We start from the raw sequence: 19462 nt of genomic DNA, 5'->3' as shown, positions 1-19462 counted from the left end.
GATGAAGCCGGGGCAGCGCCTGTTGCCGCCGCGCGGCTGGCTGGCGGTGGCCTTGGTGCTGGTGGCGCTGCTGTCGGTGGTGACCACGGTGCTGACCTACCGCTGGCTGCTGGACCGGCAGCTGCAGCAGCTGGAGGCGGTGGCCGATGCCCGCGCGCGGCAGGCCGGCCGCTGGCTGCAGGTGCAGCTGCGGCAGGCGCAGCGCCTGGCCCATGCCGGCGTCGAAGCCGAGCCCTACCGCCAGTGGCAGGCCAGCGGCGACGAGCCGGCGCTGCAGCGCCTGCTGGCGGCCGCGGTGGAAGTGCGCAAGGCCCTGGGCCAGCACGACGCGCTGCTGCTGGACGAGCAGGGCGGTTTGCTGGCCAGCGAGCTGCCCGAGCCGGTGATGCCGCCGCTGCTGGCCATGATGGCGCGCGAAGCGCTGGCCACCGGCCGGCCCACGCACACCGGGCTGTCGCCCGCCGAGGGCCAGGGCGCCAGCCATGGCCATGGGGAGGGCGGCGCCTGGCTGCACCTGCTGCTGCCGCTGCCGGCGCAGGGCGCGCAGCCGCGGGCGGTGCTGGTGCTGCGCTCCGATGCGGGCGGCTTCCTGCTGCCGCTGCTCACGCTGCCGCCGCTGCCCGGCGCCACCACCGCCACCACCTTGCTCGTGCGGCGCATCGGCGACCATCTGTTTGGCACGGCCGATGAACCGCCGCTGTCGTTGTCCGATCCGCAGCGCCTGGCGGCGCGTGTGATCCGCGGCGATGCCCCGTTGGGCCGCGTGACCACCGGCACCGATGGTCAGGGCCGGGCGGTGCTGGGCGTGCTGCAGCCGGTGGACGATGCCGGCTGGTTCCTGGTGGCGCGCATCACGCGGGCCGAGGCACGTGCCACCGCGCTGTTCGACAGCCTGTGGGTCCTGGTGGCGGGCGCGCTGGCCATGCTGGCGATGGCCACCGCCTTGCGGCTGCGGAATGACCGCCATGCGCTGGACGATGCGCGCCGCCAGCAGGCCGCGCAGGCCGAGCGCCTGCGCGGCCTGGCGTTGATGCAGGCGATCGCCGAAGGCTCCAGCGACGCCATCTTCGCCAAGGACCTGGAGGGCCGCTACGTGCTGTGCAACCGCGAGGCCAGCCGCATCATCGGCCAGCCGGTGGCGGCGGTGCTCGGCCGTGACGACCGGGCGCTGTTTCCGGCCGAGCAGGCGAAGGCGTTGATGGCCAACGATGCCCAGGTGGTGGCCGAGGGGCGGCTGCACACCTACGAAGAACGCATCGACACCGCGCTCGGCCCGCAGGTGTTCCTGGCCACCAAGGGGCCGCTGCGCGACGAGTCGGGTGCGGTGGTGGGCCTGTTCGGCATCTCGCGCGACATCACCGAGCGGCGGCAGGCTGAAGAGTCGCTGCGCGAGAGCGCCGCGCGCTACCGGTCCATGGTGTCGGTGCTGGACGAAGGCATCCTGGTGTTCGACGCGCGGCTGCAGCTGATCGCGTGCAATGCCCAGGCCGAGCGCTTCTTCGGCATGACGCTGGCGCAGCTGCAGCAGCCCGGCAGCCTGCAGCGCTGGCAGCCACTGCGGCCCGACGGCCGGCCGCTGGACTTCGACGAGCTGCCGCTGGCCCGCACCCGGCGCACCGGCCACCCCTGCCGCAACATGCTGGTGGGTGCCGCGCTGCCGCACGGCATGCGCTGGCTGATGATGAATGCCGAACCGGTGCGTGAGGGCGAAGAAGGGCGGCTGACCGGCGTCGTCACCTCGTTCAGCGATATCACCGAGCGCTACGTGGCCGAGGGCGAGCTGCGCAAGCTGTCGATGGCGGTGGCGCAAAGTCCGGTGGGCATCGCCATCAGCGACCTGCGGGGCCGCATCGAGTACGTGAACGAGGCCTTCACCCGCATCAGCGGCTGGCCGGCGGCCGATGCCATCGGCCGGCCGCACCACCTGCTGCAACCCGACCGCGGTCCCGCCGAGCGCGAGGAGGCCATGCGCCGGGAGCTGGCCGCCGGCCAGGGCTGGTCGGGCGAGTTCAGCAACAGCCGGCGCAACGGCGAGCGGTATGCCGAATTCGTGCAGGCAGCCCCCATCCGCCAGCCCGATGGCCGCATCACCCACCACCTGCTGGTGGTGGAAGACATCACCGAACATCAGCGCATCGCGCTGGAGCTCGACCGCCACCGCCACCGGCTGCAGGAGCTGGTGGACGAACGCACCCGCCAGCTGCAGGACGCCAATGCGCTGCTGGTGGCCTCACGCGACAAGGCCGAGGCCGCCAACCGGGCCAAGAGTGCCTTCCTGGCCAACATGAGCCACGAGATCCGCACGCCGCTCAATGCCATCGTCGGCCTCACCCACCTGCTGCGCCGCGATGCCCGCGGCCGCAGCGAGCGCGAGCGCCTGGCCCGCGTGTCCGACGCGGCCGACCACCTGCTGCAGGTGCTCAACGACATCCTCGATCTGTCCAAGATCGAGGCCGGCCGGCTGGAGCTGGAGAACACCGACTTCTCCCTGGGCGCGTTGCTGGGCAGCAGCTGCGCGCTGGTGGCTCCGCGTGCCCGCGACCGCGGCCTGACGCTGAAGGTGGACCATGCAACAGCGCCCGATGCGCTGCGCGGCGACCCCACGCGGCTGTCGCAGGCGCTGGTGAACCTGCTGAGCAACGCCGTCAAGTTCACCGAGCGCGGCGGCATCGAGCTGGTCGTCACGCCGCTGGCCGGCAGCACCGAGGCGCGGCCCTGCCTGCGCTTCGAGGTGCGCGACACCGGCATCGGCATCGCGCCCGAGCAGCTGGGCAGCCTGTTCGGCGCCTTCGTGCAGGCCGATGCCTCCACCACCCGCCGCTTCGGCGGCACCGGCCTGGGCCTGGCCATCACCCGCCGGCTGGCCGAGATGATGGGCGGCGAGGTGGGTGTGGAAAGCAACCTGGGGCAGGGCAGCTGCTTCTGGTTCACCGCCCAGCTGCAGGCCGGCGATGTGGCGGCCGCGGCGCGCCATTGGGCGGCCCCGCGCACCCAGCAGTACGAACGCCTGCTGCAGCGCCGCTGTGCGGGCGCACGCGTGCTGCTGGTGGAGGACAACCCGGTCAACCAGGACGTGATGCGCGAGCTGCTGCAGGCCGCCGGTCTGCAGGTGGAGGTGGCCGCCGATGGTGCCCAGGCCCTGGCCCGGCTGAGCGTGCCGGCCGGGCTGCAGACGCCGCCCGACCTGGTGCTGATGGACGTGCAGATGCCGGTGATGGACGGCCTGGAAGCCACGCGTCAGTGGCGTGCGCGGCAGCCCGAGGGCCAGCCGCGGCTGCCGGTGCTGGCGATGACGGCCAGCGCCTTCGGCGAAGACCGCGCGGCCTGCCTGGCGGCCGGCATGGACGACCACCTGGGCAAGCCGGTGCATGCCGGTGAGCTGTACGCCATGCTGTGGCGCTGGTTGGGCGATGGCCAGCCGCTGGAGGTGGCGCCGCTGCCCACGGCCGCCATGCCGCTGGAAGCCCCGGCCACCGCCGCGCCCGTGGTGCACGACGGCGGCTGGCTGCAGGTGCCCGGCCTGGATGCCGACCAGGCCCGCCAGTACCTGGCCGGCCGCGCCGACGTGCAGCGCCGGGTGCTGCGCCAGTTTGCCGACCAGTACGCGGCCGAGGTCACGCGCCTGGCAGAGGCCGGCGCGCAGGGCGACCTGGCCACGGTGCGGGCGGTGGCCCATGCACTGCGGGGCGCCGCAGGCGCTATCGGCGCCACCGCGGTGGCCGCCGACGCCCAGGCCACCGAGGCGGCCGTGCTGCAGGCCCGTGCGGGCACCGTGCCGGCCTCTGCCGCACTGGCCGCCGGCCAGGCCCTGGCCGACCGAACGGCCGAACTGGTGCGCCACATCAGCGCCGCGCTGCAGGCCGACGACGCCGCGCAGCAGCGGGCGCGTAGCGCCGAAGACGCAGCAACGCCACCGCCGGCCGAAGCGGCGCTCGACCGGCTGGAAGCCTTGTTGACCGCGGCCGACTACGACGCCCAGTCGCTGTTCCGCTCGGTGGCCGGCGGCTTGCGCCGCTGGTCGCCCGATGGCGTGGCCACGATGGAATCGGCCCTGGCCCGCTTCGACTACGACGAGGTGCTGGCCCTGCTGCGCGGGCTGCGCAGCCAGGTGCGCAGCCGCGTGGACTGATCTGGCCGATCGCCAGGCGCTGCCGCACAGTCACGACCGCATCCACCAGATCGGCACCACCAGCAGCGCGGTGCCGATGGCGATGTGCAGCGCGGTCCAGGCCAGCATGCGTGCCCATTGAGCGGGCGTGGCCTCGCTGTGGTCGGTGCATTCGTTGGCGAAGATCTCTCCTTGCAGCACCGGACCCGTGGGTGTCCAGCGCAGCGGCTCTTCGGGGCCGATGCCGTCTTCCCGGCGGCGCTGGCCGCAGTCGCTGTTCCAGGCTTCGGGGAAGGTGGGCCAGTAGGCCATGCGTTCGCCCAGCACGTGGTTGTAGCGCCAGAGGTAGGAGTCGAGCTTGAGGAACAGGCCGGTCGCAGTGCTTTGCCCGAGGATCTGCTCCTTGACCAGCGTCGGTTGCAGCATGACCTCCATCTGCGCCTGTCGCGCCGTGCTGAAGCCTTTGCGCAGGTACTCAAAGAGCTGCGGCTCAGGCACGGCGCCCAGGCCCTTGTTCATGAAGGTGCGCAGGTACTCCCAGAGGTTGGCGCCAGAGCCTTCGTGTCCGACGAAGATCAGGTCCTCGCCCCGGCGCTGCGGATCGGCGGGGTCCAGAGGCGGCCAGTACAGCATCAGGTAGGCGTGGTCCAAGGCCGGCTGCTCCAGCCGCTCGCGGTGGCGCTCGGTCGTGGGGTCACCTTCCAGGTCGCTGCCCGGCAGTGGCGGGCGCCACTGCACATGGGCGCGTACGCGGGACCAGTCGAGCACCGCGTTGCCGCCGAACTTGCGAGGCCGCACGATGTAGACCTTGCCGGTGGAGCGGTTGAAGCGGTAGCGGGCGCGCAGGGCGGTCCAGTAGGACTCGCTGGGGCGCAGGAGGTAGAAAAGGACGTAAAGGCCTACGGTCAGGCACCAGAACAGCGAGATGGCCAAACGGTCGCCCCAAGACGTGGATGCCTGACCCCATTCGATGCCACCCCAGACCGAACCGATGGCTGAAAGTGACAAGCCCATCACGACAACGAGCCAGTGCGTATTCACCGTTGATCGCTGGTACTCGCCAGGGTTGGAGACCTCCAAGAAGTGTTCGTTGATGTCCAGCACCAAGCTTTGCAGGTCAAGCGAAGCGCGAGCTGCTTGCAGCTTGTTCTCGGGTCCAGACAACTGCGTGCGCGAGTGGATGTCGCCCATGCTGCGCACCGCACCTGAGGCGCCGAGTTTGGTGCGCCCGCGCTGGTAGGCGCTCTCAGGCGAGAACATGGCTACTTCCCCTCCAGTTCAGTCATGGCCTCTCCCAGATCAAGCAGGAGCGCTCGCTCACTGGTGTAGGGGCTCCGCTTGCTGCCTGCAGAGCGAAGCGGCTGCTTCTGAAGCCAGTTCGTCCAGGCTTCGCCCCTGAGCTGGCCAATGACGACTGTCAGAGCCGTCGTGCACAGCGCAAGAACGACCTGTGTGCGCAGCAGCCAGGTCGGGGCACTCGCGACGCGACCGATGGCGATCGTCGATACGATCGTGCCTATGCCAGCACCCGCGCGGCTGGCATAGGCGAAGGCCAAACGGGCATCCCCGTTCGAGCCCGCCTCTACCGCATCAAACCCATCCATGACCACCCCGATGGCGGTGCCGGCGGACACCCAGCGTGCGGCGGTCCCCTTGAGTGCGATCAATTTGTCGGTGTTGGCGCGTTTGACACCCTCCACATAGCGCGCGGCGACGCTGTCTGGCAGCTCCTTCCAAAGCAAGGTCTCATAGACCGACGTGCGCAACCCCTTGATGGCCGCGGCCGTGTCCACCAGGGCTTTGGCGGCTTCGGCCAGCGCTCGGCCGTCCTGGCGCACGGCCGCTCGACGCAGCGCGGGGGCCAGGCCCAGGCTGTCGAAGGCGGCGCCGGCCGGCTTGTGAAGGACCGTCTGCATTGCACGCACAGTCACGACCGCATCCACCAGATCGGCACCACCAGCAGCGCGGTGCCGATGGCGATGTGCAGCGCGGTCCAGGCCAGCATGCGTGCCCATTGAGCGGGCGAGGCCTCGCTGAGGTCGGTGCATTCATTGGCGAAGATCTCTCCTTGCAGCACCGGACCCGTGGGTGTCCAGCGCAGCGGCTCTTCGGGGCCGATGCCGTCTTCCCGGCGGCGCTGGCCGCAGTCGCTGTTCCAGGCTTCGGGGAAGGTGGGCCAGTAGGCCATGCGTTCGCCCAGCACGTGGTTGTAGCGCCAGAGGTAGGAGTCGAGCTTGAGGAACAGGCCGGTCGCAGTGCTTTGCCCGAGGATCTGCTCCTTGACCAGCGTCGGTTGCAGCATGACCTCCATCTGCGCCTGTCGCGCCGTGCTGAAGCCTTTGCGCAGGTACTCAAAGGGCTGCGGCTCAGGCACGGCGCCCAGGCCCTTGTTCATGAAGGTGCGCAGGTACTCCCAGAGGTTGGCGCCAGAGCCTTCGTGTCCGACGAAGATCAGGTCCTCGCCCCGGCGCTGCGGATCGGCGGGGTCCAGCGGCGGCCAGTACAGCATCAGGTAGGCATGGTCCAGGGCCGGCTGCTCCAGCCGCTCGCGGTGGCGCTCGGTCGTGGGGTCACCTTCCAGGTCGCTGCCCGGCAGTGGCGGGCGCCACTGCACATGGGCGCGTACGCGGGACCAGTCGAGCACCGCGTTGCCGCCGAACTTGCGAGGCCGCACGATGTAGACCTTGCCAGTGGAGCGGTTGAAGCGGTAGCGGGCGCGCAGGGCGGTCAGGAAGGCTTCGCTGGGGCGCAGGAAATACAAGAACGCGTATGTGCAAGGCGCTAACGCTGCCAAACAGAAAAGCGCGACGTAATCCATGCCTTTCAAGGAAGCGTTGGTCAGCATCACGTGCAATGCTGAGACAGCGCCGATGTTTGATCCGGCAAACACCATTGCAGCCAGCAGCCACATGACACTGAGGGTCGAGCGCTTGAATTCACCAGGATTCGACAGCTCCAGAAAGTGCTCATTGATATCGAGCACCAAGCTCTGCAAGTCCAGCGACGGCCGGGCGTTGTCTAGCCTCTGGCGAGGCGCGTGAAGAGGCGTTCGCGGATGGATGTCGCCCATGCTGCGCAAGGCTGCCTGGACGCCGACCTTGTTGCGGTCTGACTGGTAAATGCGCTCGGGTGAGAACATGGCCTACTCTGCCTCCAGTTCCGCCAGCGCTTCTCCCAGTTCCAGCGTCTGTGCGCGCTCGCTGGTATAGAGGGTCTTATGACTATCTTGCTGATGAAAGGGCTGTCTCTGGAGCCAGTTTTCCCAGGTCTTGCCCTTCAGTTGAGTGATGAGGGCGGTCAAAATTGCCGCAGCAACCGCCAGCACCAGGTTCAAACGCATCAGCAAGAGCGGCAGCCTCTCGTAGCTTGCGGCAGCCATCGTCGAGAGAATGGTTCCCGTGCCGATAGCTGCTCTTGACCAATACGCACTTTCCAACTTCCAGTCTCCGTTTTTCCCCGCCTCCACCGCATCAAACCCATCCATGACCACCCCGATGGCGGTGCCGGCAGACACCCAGCGTGCGGCGGACACTTTGAGCCGACGCAGCTCGCTCGCGTTCGCAGCCTTGAGGCCTTGGCTATAGACACCGGCCTGGACCTCTGGCAGTTCCTTCCACAACAAGGTCTCATAGACCGACGTGCGCAACCCCTTGATGGCCGCGGCGGTGTCCACCAGGGCTTTGGCGGCTTCGGCCAGCGCTCGGCCGTCCTGGCGCACGGCCGCTCGACGCAGCGCGGGGGCCAGGCCCAGGCTGTCGAAGGCGGCGCCGGCCGCGGCGAAGCGCAGCTTGCCGGCCTGGCTGGCGGCTGCCGCGGCGGTCGTGTTCAGTCGCGCCTGCAGCTCACGCGCCCGCTTGGCCGGGTTGCCCGGCGGGCGCTGACCCGCCCGGTTGACAAAGTCGACAGCCCTGTCGCCCATGCCGTGGACCAGCTGCAGCAACTGGGCTTGCGCCAGCCGTTTTTCCAGGGTGGAAGCCGGCCAGGCCTTGATCTGGTTGACGGCGAAGGCGGCGATGAGACTGCCGATGTTGTTCTGCCCTGTTTTGACCAGATCGCCTGCCGCAGTCAGGCGTTCGCCCCGCGGCTTGGTCACGTCCTTGAAGGTGTCCAGTGCCTTGCGTGCCTTGGTGGCTCCGTCGATGAACTTCTTGCTGCTGGTGATGGCCTTGGCCATCGCTGCTGCGGCCTGTGCCGCCTGGCCATCGGCTTGTGCGTCCAGCACGCTGGGCACCGGTTGCACCAGGCTCTCCAGAGCCTGCTGGATCTCGGCGGCGATCTCGCCGTTGTTCAACACCATCATCCGCCAGACCAGTTGCTGAGCGCCGGGCATCAACACGTCACGTGCCCGCAGGTAGGCGCGGCCTTTGGGGCTGTTGTCCACATGCAGCAAGATGGTGCAAAGCTGGCCCGCGCACAGGGCGCCGATCTCCGGTCGGCTGCTGGTGTAGCGCTTGAAGACGGGCTGCCACGGTGCCTTGGCGTCCAGCCAGGGCGCCAGGTCGTCGAACAAGGCGTTCATCGTCATGTCCCGCCGCTCGATCTGTTGCCGGTGTTCCTGCTTGAAGGCTTCCAGCGCGACCCGGTCTACCAGCTGCTCCACATCGTCGGCGGCCTTCTTCTGCGCCGCGGCTTCGCCGGCCCGGGCCTCCAGCGCATGCAGACGCATCTGCTGGGCGCGCTGGCGGTTGAGTTCGTCCTGCGTCAGGGTCTTGGCGCTGCCGTCGGCTTGGCGCACGCGGTACGTTGCCCCGGGGGCGGCACCGGGCACCTGACCCGCGTCGACGCGCGACGCGCTGGCCTCCAGGCGGGCCACGGTGTCTTCGATGGCTTGCACGGCCTTGCTCGCCAGCGCCGCCCGTACCGTTTCAATGCCGTGGACGGCGGCGTCCTTCATGCGGTTGCTCACGCCCTTGTCGTCGGTGGCCAGCAGCCACTGGACGTACTGCACCGCGGCCTCGGTCTGCGCCATCGCCAGTTCCTGCGTGATGCCCACCGGGTCCAGGCAGGCCAGCACGGCGCCGGGCTGGCCCTGCGCGTTCTTGTGGCTTTGCAGGAGCTGCAGGATCTGACCCAGCCTGCGGCCGTGCACCTCGGTGTAGTCGGGGTTGGTCATCACCGTGGGCGTGGCATCGTGGGCCCAACCCTTTTGCCCGTCACGCTGGGCGGCGCCACGGACCTGTTCGGTGGTGACGTGGCCGGCCTGGTGTTCTCGCATCAGCTCGCCCACGGTGGTGTCGTAGCTGCCCCAGCCGCGCTCCGTGGGGGTGACGCCCATCAGGCCAAAGAGGCTGCCCTCACTGGCGTCCCTGGCCTCGCTGTCCTGCAGCGCGGCGAACTCCAGCACGCGGGTGGACAGCTGGTCGGGCAGCATGCTGTGCTCGGCCTCGTGCTGCCCGCCTGCCCAGGCCCGGACGTCGAAGCGCTGCATGCCGTGGTCCGCAGGGTGGCGGCGCATCTCTTGCCAGGTGTCGTCGGCCAGCGCGTTGGGGTGGAAGACGTACCACAGGGTCTTGACGGTCCTGGCGTCACGCACGAACACCAGGCTGTTGTTGGCCGCGCGGGTGTCGACGTCGCAGGCCACCTTGGGCAGCGCAGGCTGGCTGTCCAACGCTGGCATGAAGGCGTTGAGGTAGCCGTGCGCGTGGACGCTGTAAGCCAGATGGTCTTCGGGGTAGCTGGGGCCCGTGCGCTCGATCACCAGATACAGGTAGCCCTCGCGCAGCATGCGCACGCCATAACACGCAGTCTTGAGGGGCACGCCACCAGGGTGAGCCTGCAGCCGCCCTTTGGGTGACAGCTGTTGCAGCTTCTTCAGCAGCCTGCTGTCGTGGTGGTAGGCGGTGGCGTATCGGGTGAAAAGGATTGGCAGGCCGGTGCGGTCGCACTGTGCGCATGGGGTGGGGCAGGGCATGGCGGGCCTCGCTGCAGGGTCAGAAGAGCGGCTCCGTGGCCTGGCTGAGTTCAACCAGCTCGGGCACGCCGAGCGTGGGTTGTTGACGCAGCAGTTCCTTCATGCGCGTCGCCAGGGCTTGCCAGGCTGGCGTGTTCCAACTGATGCGTGGATAGCTGGCGGCCCCGGTCGTCCCGTCGCCGGTGCCCAGCCAGGTCCACAACACCCAGTCCTGCCACTGTTGCCCGCGCTGAAGACCCCAGTCCTGGGCCTGTCGCAGCAGCTGGTTCATCTCCAGGTCGGTGGGCTGTTCACAGGCCGCCAAGCCGCGCAGCGCGAGGGTCAGCCAGACCTGGTGGCCGCAGGGGGCGCTGCTGACGAGCCAACGCTGCAGGCCATTCAGCAGCCGGTGCGCGGGCAGCGGCGGGGCCTGGACTTCCGCACGGTCGAACACCCGCCATTCGCCGATGTGCCCGACGAGTTGACGCTGGTGGCGCGCGATGTCCTGCGGCGCCCACGGTCCCCACGTGGCGCCCAGTTGCCACAGGCTGTGTGCCGGCCCCAGCAGCGCTTCACGCTGCGCGTTGCCGAGGTTGGGCCAGACGCGCTGCAGCACACGTGGATCGTGGTGCCGAAACTCGAAGGCGCCAGACCCGTCGTTGGGCCGCTGGTGCCTGAGCAATAGCCACTGCGTGAACAGTTCTTCGACGCTCGTGCCGATGAACACCACACCGCACACGTGCTGTCGCACCAACCGTCGTTGGTTGTCCAGCCACATCAGCCCCAGCAGGTCGTGCATCAGGTTCTGGCGCCGTGCCACGTCGGGCTCATGCTGAGGCCCCGTTTGCAAGGGCAGCAGGCACGGCGCCAGACCCTCCAGCCCGCGCAGGGCCGGGTCGGGCAGGGTGCGGCGTTCGGCGGCCCACGCCGGGTACAGCGCCTGCAGCCGCCCTGCGGCGGGGTTGCCGTCCCAACCGTCAAGCACCAGCCATGCCGGCGGCCGGGTGTCGATCGCGTGCTGCAGTTGACTGCCGAGCTGCCGGATGTGTTCGGCCTGTCCGGCGCTGAGGTCCAGGTACCAGGGCTTGATGTGCCACGGCGTTGCCGTGGAAGCGGGTTGGCGCATCGGTCACCTCGGGCCTGAGGTGACGCTGAAGATGCGCGGGTTGCAGGGGCGGATGCGGCGGGGCCTTGCATGATCATGGCGGCACGGGTCTGCTTGGTGCTTGGAAGAGGGCGCCCGGCACCTGGTTGGCGCCGGCCAAGCTGTGATCGACCGTACGGCCGCCGATCTGAGGGTGAGTATCAGCCGTGCAGGATTTGCTGTTCCAGCTTCAGATACAGCTCTGCCGCATTGCGCCGGTGGATGGCCGGGTAGCCGTCCCAGCCGGCGTAGGCCGGCAGCGTGGCGCGGGCGGGCAGCTCGCCGAGGGAGACGCCGGCTTCCAGCAGCGTGCGCACCTGCGCGTCGAGCGCGGCCAGGTAGCCAGCGGTCTCGCCGATGGCCTCGGGGCCGGACAGCGGGCCGTGGCCGGGCACCACCTGGCGGATCTGGCCGGCATCGGCCTGGCGCTGCAGGCCTTGCAGCGCGGCCTGCCAGCCGGGCAGGTCGGCATCGTGCAGGTTGGGGATGCGCCGGCCTTCCACCAGCCCGCCCGCGAACAGCACGCCGGTGCTGCGGTCCAGCACCGCGAGGTCGCCAGGGCCGCTGGTGTGGCCGGCGTACAGCAGCACCACCGGCCGGCCGCCACCCACCCGCAGCTGGCGCCCCCCGGGCAGCAGTTCGTCGGCCTGGTACAGCGCGGTGCCGGTCATGGCCGGCGCGCCCACCTCGCGGTTCAGCCGGTCCAGGCACACCTGGCAGCGGGCGGCCATCAGCGTGGCGGCGTCGCGGTGCATCCAGATGGGGACGCCCGCCTCGCGGAAGGCGGGCGCGCCGAACAGCACGTCGGGCTTGGTCTGGGTGATGACGACCGCCTGCAGCGGCAGCGGGCTGGTGCGCCGTATCGCGCGCAGCAGCGCGCGGCCGTGCAGCAGCGAGGTGCCGGCATCCACCGCCAGCAGGCCTTGCGGCCCGGCGATGAAGCCGGCATTGGCCACCCGGCCCAGGTTGCGCGCGTCGGGCTCGCCGCCCCGGCCGGGCAGCATCCACACGCCGGGTGCCACTGGCTGCACCGTGGCTTCGGCGTCGGTGGGCAGGGGGCCTTCACGCGCCTGCGCCGGTCCGCCCGCGGCGCAGCCGGCCACGCCGTGCAGGCACGGCACGGCCAGGCCGGTGGCCAGGGCGCCGCGCAGCCAGCGGCGGCGGGCGGTATCGGGGCCCGGGCCCGGGCCGGCAACGGGGCCGCTACTTCTGCTCGGCAAGCTGCTTGAGGTTCTGCAACCCGGCCTTGTAGACGCCGGTGACGGCGGCCACCGCGGCTTCGTCGTTCTTGTCCGGCGGCGGGTCGTTGTTGGGGTAGCCGCGGTAGAAGGCGCCGCGCCATTCCACCGTGCTCTTGGCGTCGCCGTCCGGCGTCACGGTGATGGTGGAGGTGTAGTTGGTCACCGGCAGCGCGCCGCCGTCCTTCAGGCGGTAGCTGTATTTGCGCTGGGCGTCGTTGTAGGCCTCCAGCGTCTCGGTCAGCTCACCGCCGCCCTTGAGCGTGATGTTGCGCACCGAACCCACGGTGTTGCCCTGCGTGGCCGGACTGGTGGCCACCGCGGGGTGCCAGTCCTTCAGCGCTTCGAAGTTCTTGATGCGGGCCCACACCGCATCGGCCGGGGCGTTGATCTGGATGGTCTCCACCACCTTCTGGCGGGTGGGGCCGTGGGCGGCGGCGGGCAGGCTGGCGGCAGCCAGCAGCACGGCGGCGGCGCACAGCGACAGGCGGCGCTGTGGGGCTGGCACCTGGCATCCTTCGGCAGGCAGGCAACGGGGGCGGTTCGGCATGCGGTCGGTCTCCTCGTCAGGTCGGGTTGAAAAGCGTTGTCAGGGCGGTCAAGGCGGGGGCGGCTCGGCGATGAAGGCGCCGAAGCCCCGCGGGTTGCGGCCGGTGTCCACGGTAGCCAGCGGCTGGCCGCTGCGCGCATCCAGCACGCTGATGCGGTCGTCCATCCAGTTCACCACCACCACGCGGTCGGCATAGGCGGCGATGCCTTCGGGGTAGCCGAAGCCGGCCAGCGTGCGCAGCGGCTGCAGGGTGTTGGCGTCGATCACGCTCACGCTGTCGGCATGCTGGTTGGTCACGTACAGCAGCGCGCCGCCATCGGCCAGCGCCGCGCCGTACGGGGCCTTGCCCGTCTTGACGGTGGCCAGCGGCACCGGCAGCGGCGGCGCGGTGTCCAGCACCGTGAGGTCGTCGCTCTGCACGTTCAGCACGTACAGCCGGTTGCGCGCCGCGTCGTGCAGCAGCGCGAAGGGGTGTGTGCCCACGGCCACATGGCCGCGCACCTGCAGCGTGGCGGCGTCCACCACCGCGATGCGGTCGTCGTCGCGCTCGGCCACGTACACGGTGTGGCCGTCGGCATGCACCGCCACGCCGGCCGGGGCGCGGCCCAGCGGCACCTCGGCCAGCAGGCGGCCCGTGGCCACGTCGTAGGCCAGCAGCTTCTGCGCGAACCAGTCGGCCACATAAAGGCGCCGGCCGTCGGGCGCGGCGTCGATGCCCACCGGCCCCGCGCCCGCGGGCAGCGTGTCCACCACTTCGCGCCGCGCCATGTCGATCACCGAGATGGTCTTGCTGTCGGGGTTGCTGACGAACACCTTGCCCGCCCGCGCCGAGGCCACCACGCCGGCCGGCGAGCGGCCCACCTTGACCGTGGCCACCACGGCCTGGCGGCCGAGGTCGATCACCGAGACGTCGTGGCTGCCCTGGTTGGTGACCCAGGCCAGCGGCGCGGCGGCGGCCGGCAGCACCAGCACCAGCACCAGCACCAGTGTCAGCAGCGAGCTCAGTACTTTCAAACTCAGTGCCTTCAAACTCAGTGCTTTCAAATGGCGGCCTTCACAGTGCCCGTGCCGGCTGCAGCTGCAGGCTGCTGCGGAACTGCAGGTCCTGGTTGTCCACCACCTCGGCCTTCAACTCGCCCGCGCCCTGCGGCACGAACCAGAAGCGCAGGTTCGGGTTCTCGCTGATCGAGATGTCCAGGTCGGCCGACAGCACCGGTTGGCCGGCGTAGGTGATGTCGATGCGCCGCACGAAGTGCGCAGGGATGTAGTGCCGCGTCAGCTGGTCCATCGCCAGGCCCGAGCTGTTGGGGTGGCTCACCATCAGCTGGGCCAGCACCGGCTTGCCGGGCTGCGGCTCGCCTTCCACCTTCAGGCGCATGCGGCCCAGGCTGGCCTGGGCGGCGGCCGGGTCCTTGCCCGGGGGGGCGCTACAGCCGCCCGAGGCCTTGAGCCAGCGGGTGGCCATCAGCAGCCGGCCATCGCTCATCTGCGCCACCGCGCGCACGTGGGTGTATTCGTCGATGCGCACCCGCGTCTCGATGTCGGCCTGGCCGCTGCCCGGTGCGAGTGTGAAGACCGCGGCCACCGGTGAGGGGTTGTTGTCGATCAGCAGCCAGAGTTTCTCGAGCCGCTGGTCGCCGGTGGTGGGCAGGCGCGAGCGCACGGCGATGGGCACCACCGCCGCGTCTTCGGCGCGCACGGGCGCGTCCAGCTGCAGCTGCTCAGGTGTGGCGGGCGTGATCGGCCGCTGGCCGAACAGGCTGGCGCGCACCTTGAGCCACTGCGGGCTGGCCTCGGGCTGGTCTTCGCGCGAGCTGGGCGCGGCCTGCAGCGGGCCGGCGGCGGCCAGGCCCAGGCCCAGCCACGGGGCCATGATCAGGAGCTGGCGGCGGTGCTTCATTCTTCCCACTCCAGTTCGGCATAGGCCGCAGTGACGTTGCGGCGGTGGAAGGTCTCGGCCAGCTGCCACGGGCCCACCGCCTCCAGGCCCACCGTGGTCATGGCCTTGGACAGCGGCTGCCCGGCGCGGATGACCGCGCGCGTGTCGGTGCGCAGCGCCTCGAGGTAGCGGCGCTGCGGTGCCAGCAAGGCCGGCCAGTCGGTGCCGGCGGCGCCGTGGCCGGGCACGGCCAGGGCCACGTCCAGGGTGGCCAGCGTGTCCATCACCTTCAGCCAGCCGTTGAGGCTGCCGTCCACCACCGGCAGGTGCTGCACGAACAGCAGGTCGCCCAGGAACAGCGTGCGGCTGCGCACGTCGTACACGGTCAGGTCGTTGTCGGTGTGCGCGGTGGGCCAGGCCTGCAGCCGCAGCTCACGCTCGCCCAGGTCCAGCGTCAGGCTGCCTTCCACCGGCAGCGTGGGCGGCACGATGTCGGTGGCTGGCATCGTGAGGCCGAACTCGCGCTGCAGCGCCTGGCGGTAGTAAGGCTCGCGCGCCGCGATCGACGCCGCCAGCCGCGCATGGCCGACGAAACGCGGGGCCTCGGCACCCGGTGTGGACGAGCCGGGTGAGCGAAAGGCCACGTTGCCCAGCAGGTGGTCGGGGTGCACATGGGTGTTGATCACGTAGCACACCGGCAGCGGCGTGGCCTGCGCCACCGCGCGCCGCAGCGCCTGACCCAGCGTGGGTGTGCCGCCGCTGTCGATCACCGCCACGCAGCGGCTGCCGACGATGAAGCCCAGGTTGGCCACGTCGCCGCCGTTGCGGGGCTGCCAGTCGTCCACCGCACCGGTGTGCACCCACACGCCCGGGGCCACCTGTGTCACCGGCAGCGGGGCGGGCGTGGGCTCCGGCGCGGTGACCGCCGCACGTGCGGCAGGCGCGCCCGCCTGCAGGCAGGCCGCAACGGCCAGCCAGGCCAGGGGGGCCAGGGCGCGCATGGGGTGGGCCGATCAGCGTTGCACGGCCGGGCCGAGGAAGCAGCCTTTTTCCACCTTGGCCTGCAGCTCCTTGTAGCGCTTGATGTCCTTCTGCAGCGCCGGTGCCTCGCGGATGTAGCTGCCGCGTTCGCCGCCGATGCTGGTGGCCTTGGCGGCGGTGCTCATCTCCACGTAGTCGTCGTACTTGAGCTCGCGGGCCATCGCGTCCAGCGCGCAGGCGCACTTGTTCATCATCTCGAACTGCGGTCCGGGATGGGTGGCCATGCATTCCTGCACGTACACCACGCGGTCGATGGTGGGGTAATCGTTGGGCGTGTCGGCGGCCAGCGCGCTGCCCAGCGCGGCGCAGGTCAGGGCCAGCACGGTGGCGGGGCGCAGGAGGGTGCGAAGGTGGCTCATGGCGTGGAGTGAGGGTGGCGGAGGTGTGAGGGCGGTCGGGTGGGTGTGTCAGCTGCGGGCGCGGGTCGGGGGCTCTGCGCCGTCCAGGGTCAGGGTGTCCTCGATCAGCGGCTCGGCGGTGCCGGCCGCGCCGGGCACCGTGGTGCGCAAGGCCACCACGCCGCCGGGTACGGCCTCGCTGAGCACGAACAGGTAGGTCTTGCCCGCATACCGCTCGAAGCGCGGGCGGTTGGGGTCGTCCAGGTAGGGCGCGATGCTGATTTCGCTGCCTTCCACCGGCTGGCCGCGCCAGCTGAGCTTGACTTCGCGGATCTGGGCCCGCTCGGCCAGTGCCACGCGGATGCGCTTGCGGAAGTGGTTTTGCTGGCCCTTGGTCAGCCGCTGCATTTCGCGCACGTCGCGCTCGAGGAAGTACAGGATCACCGGGTTGCTGGTGGCCACCGGCAGCTCGGGCAACTGCACCGCGCGCTCGGCGGTGAGGAACTGGCCACTGGCGCTGCAGCAGCCGCCTTCGGGCCGGGCGCCCAGCGAGATGGTCACGCGGTCGTCGAAGGGCGCGTCCAGCGAGCCGGCATGGCGGAAGCCGTACTGCAGCGCCTGGCCGGGCTGGGCGTTCAGCAGGTGCGGTCGCATGAAGAGGGCACGCTCGGCCGCGGAGATGTCGCCGCTGCCCGATTGCGCCCAGGCGGGCAGGGCCAGGGCAGGGGTGGCCGCCAGCAGCGCGAGCAGGTGGCGGCGGCCGTACAGGCCGGGGTGGGGGGTGAAGGAGGGGGACTGCATGGGGTGTGTGGGCTGGGGGGTGAAGGGCGGCTCAACCCCGCTCCGACACACGCTCGGTGGCATGTTCCAGCGCCCGGTCGAGGGCGCGGTCGAGTTCGCCGGCCAGGTCCGAGCGCAGGCTTTGCAGCCTCAGCAGCACGGCCTTGGCCTTGTCGATGTGGCCCTGCGCCACGTGCACCAGGCCCAGGCGCAGCAAGGCGATGCGCGAAGCCGGCTCGATGGTGAGGGCGCGTTCGATGTAGCGCTGCGCGGTGGGCAGCCGGCCCATCTCCTGCTGGGCCAGGCCGCGCATCAGCCACGGCTGGGCATCGCTCTGGTCTTCGCGGGCCCAGGTGCTGGCGTAGCTGTCCAGCTCCTGCCAGCGGCGTTCACGCGCGAACACCGCCGCCTGCAGGAAGCGCGGCTGGGCCGCGACGGGCTGCTCCCAGAACGGCTGGAGCTGCCCCTGCAGCGGCGCGATGGGCTGCAGTGCGCCTTCGGCCAGCAGTGGGCGCAGCCAGGCCACCGGGGCGGAGAAGTAGTGGGCGTTGCCGCCGCGCAGGCGGAAGGTGAGCACGCCCACCAGCTGCTGCGTGTCGGCGAACAGGCCGCCGCCGCTGGCGCCGGAGGTGAACCAGTTGGTGCTCTGGATGACCTCAGCGCCGTCGTAGCGGTGCAGGGCCACCACCCGGCCGGGGCTGTGCTGCAGGCCCAGCCCGCCGGTGAAGCCGATCGCGCTGACCGACTGGCCGGGCTGCGGCGCCTGCTCGGCCAGGGCCACGGCGGGTGCACCCAGCCGCGGCACGGCCAGCACGCACAGGTCGTGCAGCGTGTCGCTGGCCTGTGCCTCAGCGGTGTAGCGCAGGCCGCCGCGCAGCACGTTCACCTGGCCGGCATCGCGCGTGACGTGACAGTTGGTGACCACGCGGTCCTCGGCCACCACCACGCCGCTGCCCAGCGAATAGCCGCCCTGGGTGCGCAGCGCTTCCACCTTCACGATGCTCTGGCCCACCTGCACCAGGTCGGCACCTTCCAGCGCCTGGGCATGCGGCACCACCAGGCCGGCCAGCAGCGCCGTGGCTGCGCTGGCGAGCCTCATCGAGGCGGTGCCGCCTTCAGTTGCGGCGTTCGCCCGCGGTGTTGTCGAGCAACGGAACACCGAACTCCTTCAGGATGGCCTGGATGTCGGCCTGCTTGGTGCTGATCAGGCCTTCGATCTGCTGCTTCCATTCACGCTCGCCGTAGCGCACGCCCATCGCCATCGCATAGTCGAACTGCACGCCTTCTTCCGACTTCAGCGGCAGCACGGTGAGCGCGGGCTGCTTGACGCGCTGCGCGAAGTAGCCGGCGATCGGGCCCCAGACGACGGCGGCATCGATGGTGCCGGCGGCCAGGTCGTTCTCGATGATCTGGCCGGGGTACTGCGCCGGGTCGGCGCTCATCATCTTGTACGGCACGCCCTGGTCCACCAGGTCGTGCTTCTTGAGCCAGTCGCTGGCCGGCGAGCGGTCGTAGATGCCGATCTTCAGCGACTTGAGCTTCTGCGGCGGCAGCTTCAGGAAATCGTCCGCCGAGGCCACGTTGTCCATGCCCTTGCCGCGCGGAATCACCAGCGCGTAGGTGGAGCGGTAGTAGGGCTTGGTGACGGAGACGCCCTGGTCGAAGCCCACGGGCACGCCCATCACGATGTCGCAGGGGTAGTCCTGCCCCGGCAGCTTGTAGCGCAGCGTGTTGCGGATGAAGGCCATGCGCTGCGGGAACGAGTAGTAGGTCACCGGCAGACCCAGCGACTGGCCGAACAGTTCGGCGATGCGGTTCTCGATGCCTTCGCCCTTGACGTTGGAGAAGGGCAGGTTGTTGGGGTCCTGGCAGACGCGCAGCGCCTTGCGTGGAGCCGGGTCATCCGCCGCCGGCGCAGGCGCCTGGGCCAGCGCAGGGCCGGCTGCCGCCACCGCGAGCAGCGTGGCCGCGGCCAACCGCCGGTAAAGCTTGCGTGCGGTCATGACGGGGTCCTTCAGGGAATCGGGGTGACCTTGGCCTGGGTGATGGCGCCGTCCGAACGGCCCTTCAGGTAGGCGTACAGGTTGTCCATGTTGTCCATCACCATCTTGTTGGTGCCGAAACTCTGCATGCCCTTGTCCAGCCGGCCGTCGCGCACGGTCTTGACGAAGTCTTCCTTGCTCAGCGTCTTGAGGCTGGTGATCAGCGAAGGGCCGACCATGCCTTCCTGGTTGGCGCCGTGGCAGCGGTCGCAAGCCGCGGCACGCCAGGCCCGAAAGCCTTCCATCGTCTTGGCATCCACCTTGGTGCCGTCCACCACGGTGTAGAGCTTGTCCTGCGCCGTCGCGGCCATCGTGAACCCTGCGCAGGCCAGGAGCGCCAGCGTCTGCTTCAACTTCATGAGTCTGTGTCCTTGAGATCCGAAAAAAAAGGGGGCTGGCCCGCCGATGGCCCGGCGGGAACCTGCCCCCCACCCATCCAACCTTTTTAAACC

The 19462-nt window shown here is 70.2% G+C and carries 16 protein-coding genes; 1 reads left to right on the top strand and 15 read right to left on the bottom strand.

Translation table 11 applies throughout. From position 1 onward, the window contains the following. The first annotated feature begins 1 nt into the window (after position 1). On the top strand, positions 2 to 4129 hold the full coding sequence (locus MW290_RS06960; protein WP_250196524.1) for a PAS domain-containing hybrid sensor histidine kinase/response regulator: 4128 nt from the start codon (positions 2 to 4) through the stop codon (positions 4127 to 4129). A gap of 30 nt (positions 4130 to 4159) precedes the next feature. Here the strand turns inward: MW290_RS06960 and MW290_RS06955 are convergent, their stop codons facing one another. The 15 genes from MW290_RS06955 to MW290_RS06885 all read right to left on the bottom strand — a co-directional run bounded on the left by MW290_RS06955 (position 4160) and on the right by MW290_RS06885 (position 19369). Continuing rightward, a complete protein-coding gene (locus MW290_RS06955; RefSeq protein ID WP_250196523.1) occupies positions 4160 to 5368 on the bottom strand; it encodes an MFS transporter in 1209 nt (402 codons plus the stop codon). 2 nt (positions 5369 to 5370) lie between these two features. After that, entirely contained in the window at positions 5371 to 6024 is a 654-nt protein-coding gene (locus tag MW290_RS06950) for a hypothetical protein (protein ID WP_250196522.1), read from the bottom strand. An 11-nt stretch (positions 6025 to 6035) separates the two neighbouring features. Then, a complete protein-coding gene (locus tag MW290_RS06945) occupies positions 6036 to 7247 on the bottom strand; it encodes an MFS transporter (protein WP_250196521.1) in 1212 nt (403 codons plus the stop codon). Between the two features lie 3 nt (positions 7248 to 7250). After that, positions 7251 to 10019: a T6SS effector BTH_I2691 family protein gene (locus tag MW290_RS06940; RefSeq protein ID WP_310740109.1), complete on the bottom strand. Its 2769-nt coding sequence runs from the start codon at positions 10017 to 10019 to the stop codon at positions 7251 to 7253. A gap of 19 nt (positions 10020 to 10038) precedes the next feature. Further along, positions 10039 to 11124: a DUF4123 domain-containing protein gene (locus MW290_RS06935; protein WP_250196519.1), complete on the bottom strand. Its 1086-nt coding sequence runs from the start codon at positions 11122 to 11124 to the stop codon at positions 10039 to 10041. A gap of 179 nt (positions 11125 to 11303) precedes the next feature. Then, the gene (locus MW290_RS06930; protein ID WP_250196518.1) at positions 11304 to 12362 is read right to left on the bottom strand and encodes an MBL fold metallo-hydrolase; all 1059 of its coding nucleotides are present in this window, start codon (positions 12360 to 12362) and stop codon (positions 11304 to 11306) included. Then, complete coding sequence (locus MW290_RS06925; RefSeq protein ID WP_250196517.1) at positions 12346 to 12888, bottom strand: SRPBCC family protein; 543 nt, start codon at positions 12886 to 12888, stop codon at positions 12346 to 12348. Before MW290_RS06925 ends, MW290_RS06930 begins: the two co-directional genes overlap by 17 nt. A gap of 90 nt (positions 12889 to 12978) precedes the next feature. Beyond that, positions 12979 to 13944 carry a YVTN family beta-propeller repeat protein gene (locus MW290_RS06920; RefSeq protein ID WP_250196516.1) on the bottom strand — a complete coding sequence of 322 codons (966 nt, stop codon included), beginning with the start codon at positions 13942 to 13944 and terminating at the stop codon, positions 12979 to 12981. Positions 13945 to 13984: 40 nt separating this feature from the next. Next, positions 13985 to 14830 (bottom strand): quinoprotein dehydrogenase-associated SoxYZ-like carrier, encoded by an 846-nt coding sequence (locus MW290_RS06915; protein WP_250196515.1) that lies wholly within the window; start codon positions 14828 to 14830, stop codon positions 13985 to 13987. Further along, the gene (locus MW290_RS06910; RefSeq protein WP_250196514.1) at positions 14827 to 15810 is read right to left on the bottom strand and encodes a quinoprotein relay system zinc metallohydrolase 2; all 984 of its coding nucleotides are present in this window, start codon (positions 15808 to 15810) and stop codon (positions 14827 to 14829) included. Before MW290_RS06910 ends, MW290_RS06915 begins: the two co-directional genes overlap by 4 nt. 12 nt (positions 15811 to 15822) lie before the next feature. Continuing rightward, entirely contained in the window at positions 15823 to 16209 is a 387-nt protein-coding gene (locus tag MW290_RS06905; protein WP_250196513.1) for a hypothetical protein, read from the bottom strand. Positions 16210 to 16257: 48 nt separating this feature from the next. Next, positions 16258 to 16989 carry a hypothetical protein gene (locus MW290_RS06900; RefSeq protein ID WP_250196512.1) on the bottom strand — a complete coding sequence of 244 codons (732 nt, stop codon included), beginning with the start codon at positions 16987 to 16989 and terminating at the stop codon, positions 16258 to 16260. A 31-nt stretch (positions 16990 to 17020) separates the two neighbouring features. Continuing rightward, positions 17021 to 18067, bottom strand: coding sequence for a tetratricopeptide repeat-containing S1 family peptidase (locus tag MW290_RS06895; protein WP_250196511.1), 1047 nt, complete (start codon positions 18065 to 18067; stop codon positions 17021 to 17023). A 16-nt stretch (positions 18068 to 18083) separates the two neighbouring features. Beyond that, positions 18084 to 18971, bottom strand: a complete 888-nt coding sequence (locus MW290_RS06890) for a quinoprotein dehydrogenase-associated putative ABC transporter substrate-binding protein (RefSeq protein ID WP_250196510.1) — start codon at positions 18969 to 18971, stop codon at positions 18084 to 18086. 11 nt (positions 18972 to 18982) lie between these two features. After that, positions 18983 to 19369 carry a c-type cytochrome gene (locus MW290_RS06885; RefSeq protein WP_375142820.1) on the bottom strand — a complete coding sequence of 129 codons (387 nt, stop codon included), beginning with the start codon at positions 19367 to 19369 and terminating at the stop codon, positions 18983 to 18985. Positions 19370 to 19462: the final 93 nt, after the last annotated feature.

It is taken from the genome of Aquincola tertiaricarbonis (assembly GCF_023573145.1).
GTDB classification, from domain to species: domain Bacteria; phylum Pseudomonadota; class Gammaproteobacteria; order Burkholderiales; family Burkholderiaceae_C; genus Aquincola; species Aquincola tertiaricarbonis_B.
This window is presented reverse-complemented; position numbering and strand designations above follow the sequence as displayed.

Coding starts and splice junctions, on each gene's coding strand:
- MW290_RS06960 (WP_250196524.1), top strand. CDS start 2: ATGAAGCCGGGGCAGCGCCTGTTGCCGCCGCGCGGCTGGCTGGCGGTG.
- MW290_RS06955 (WP_250196523.1), bottom strand. CDS start 5,368: ATGTTCTCGCCTGAGAGCGCCTACCAGCGCGGGCGCACCAAACTCGGC.
- MW290_RS06950 (WP_250196522.1), bottom strand. CDS start 6,024: ATGCAGACGGTCCTTCACAAGCCGGCCGGCGCCGCCTTCGACAGCCTG.
- MW290_RS06945 (WP_250196521.1), bottom strand. CDS start 7,247: ATGTTCTCACCCGAGCGCATTTACCAGTCAGACCGCAACAAGGTCGGC.
- MW290_RS06940 (WP_310740109.1), bottom strand. CDS start 10,019: ATGCCCTGCCCCACCCCATGCGCACAGTGCGACCGCACCGGCCTGCCA.
- MW290_RS06935 (WP_250196519.1), bottom strand. CDS start 11,124: ATGCGCCAACCCGCTTCCACGGCAACGCCGTGGCACATCAAGCCCTGG.
- MW290_RS06915 (WP_250196515.1), bottom strand. CDS start 14,830: ATGAAGCACCGCCGCCAGCTCCTGATCATGGCCCCGTGGCTGGGCCTG.
- MW290_RS06910 (WP_250196514.1), bottom strand. CDS start 15,810: ATGCGCGCCCTGGCCCCCCTGGCCTGGCTGGCCGTTGCGGCCTGCCTG.
- MW290_RS06905 (WP_250196513.1), bottom strand. CDS start 16,209: ATGAGCCACCTTCGCACCCTCCTGCGCCCCGCCACCGTGCTGGCCCTG.
- MW290_RS06900 (WP_250196512.1), bottom strand. CDS start 16,989: ATGCAGTCCCCCTCCTTCACCCCCCACCCCGGCCTGTACGGCCGCCGC.
- MW290_RS06895 (WP_250196511.1), bottom strand. CDS start 18,067: ATGAGGCTCGCCAGCGCAGCCACGGCGCTGCTGGCCGGCCTGGTGGTG.
- MW290_RS06890 (WP_250196510.1), bottom strand. CDS start 18,971: ATGACCGCACGCAAGCTTTACCGGCGGTTGGCCGCGGCCACGCTGCTC.
- MW290_RS06885 (WP_375142820.1), bottom strand. CDS start 19,369: ATGAAGTTGAAGCAGACGCTGGCGCTCCTGGCCTGCGCAGGGTTCACG.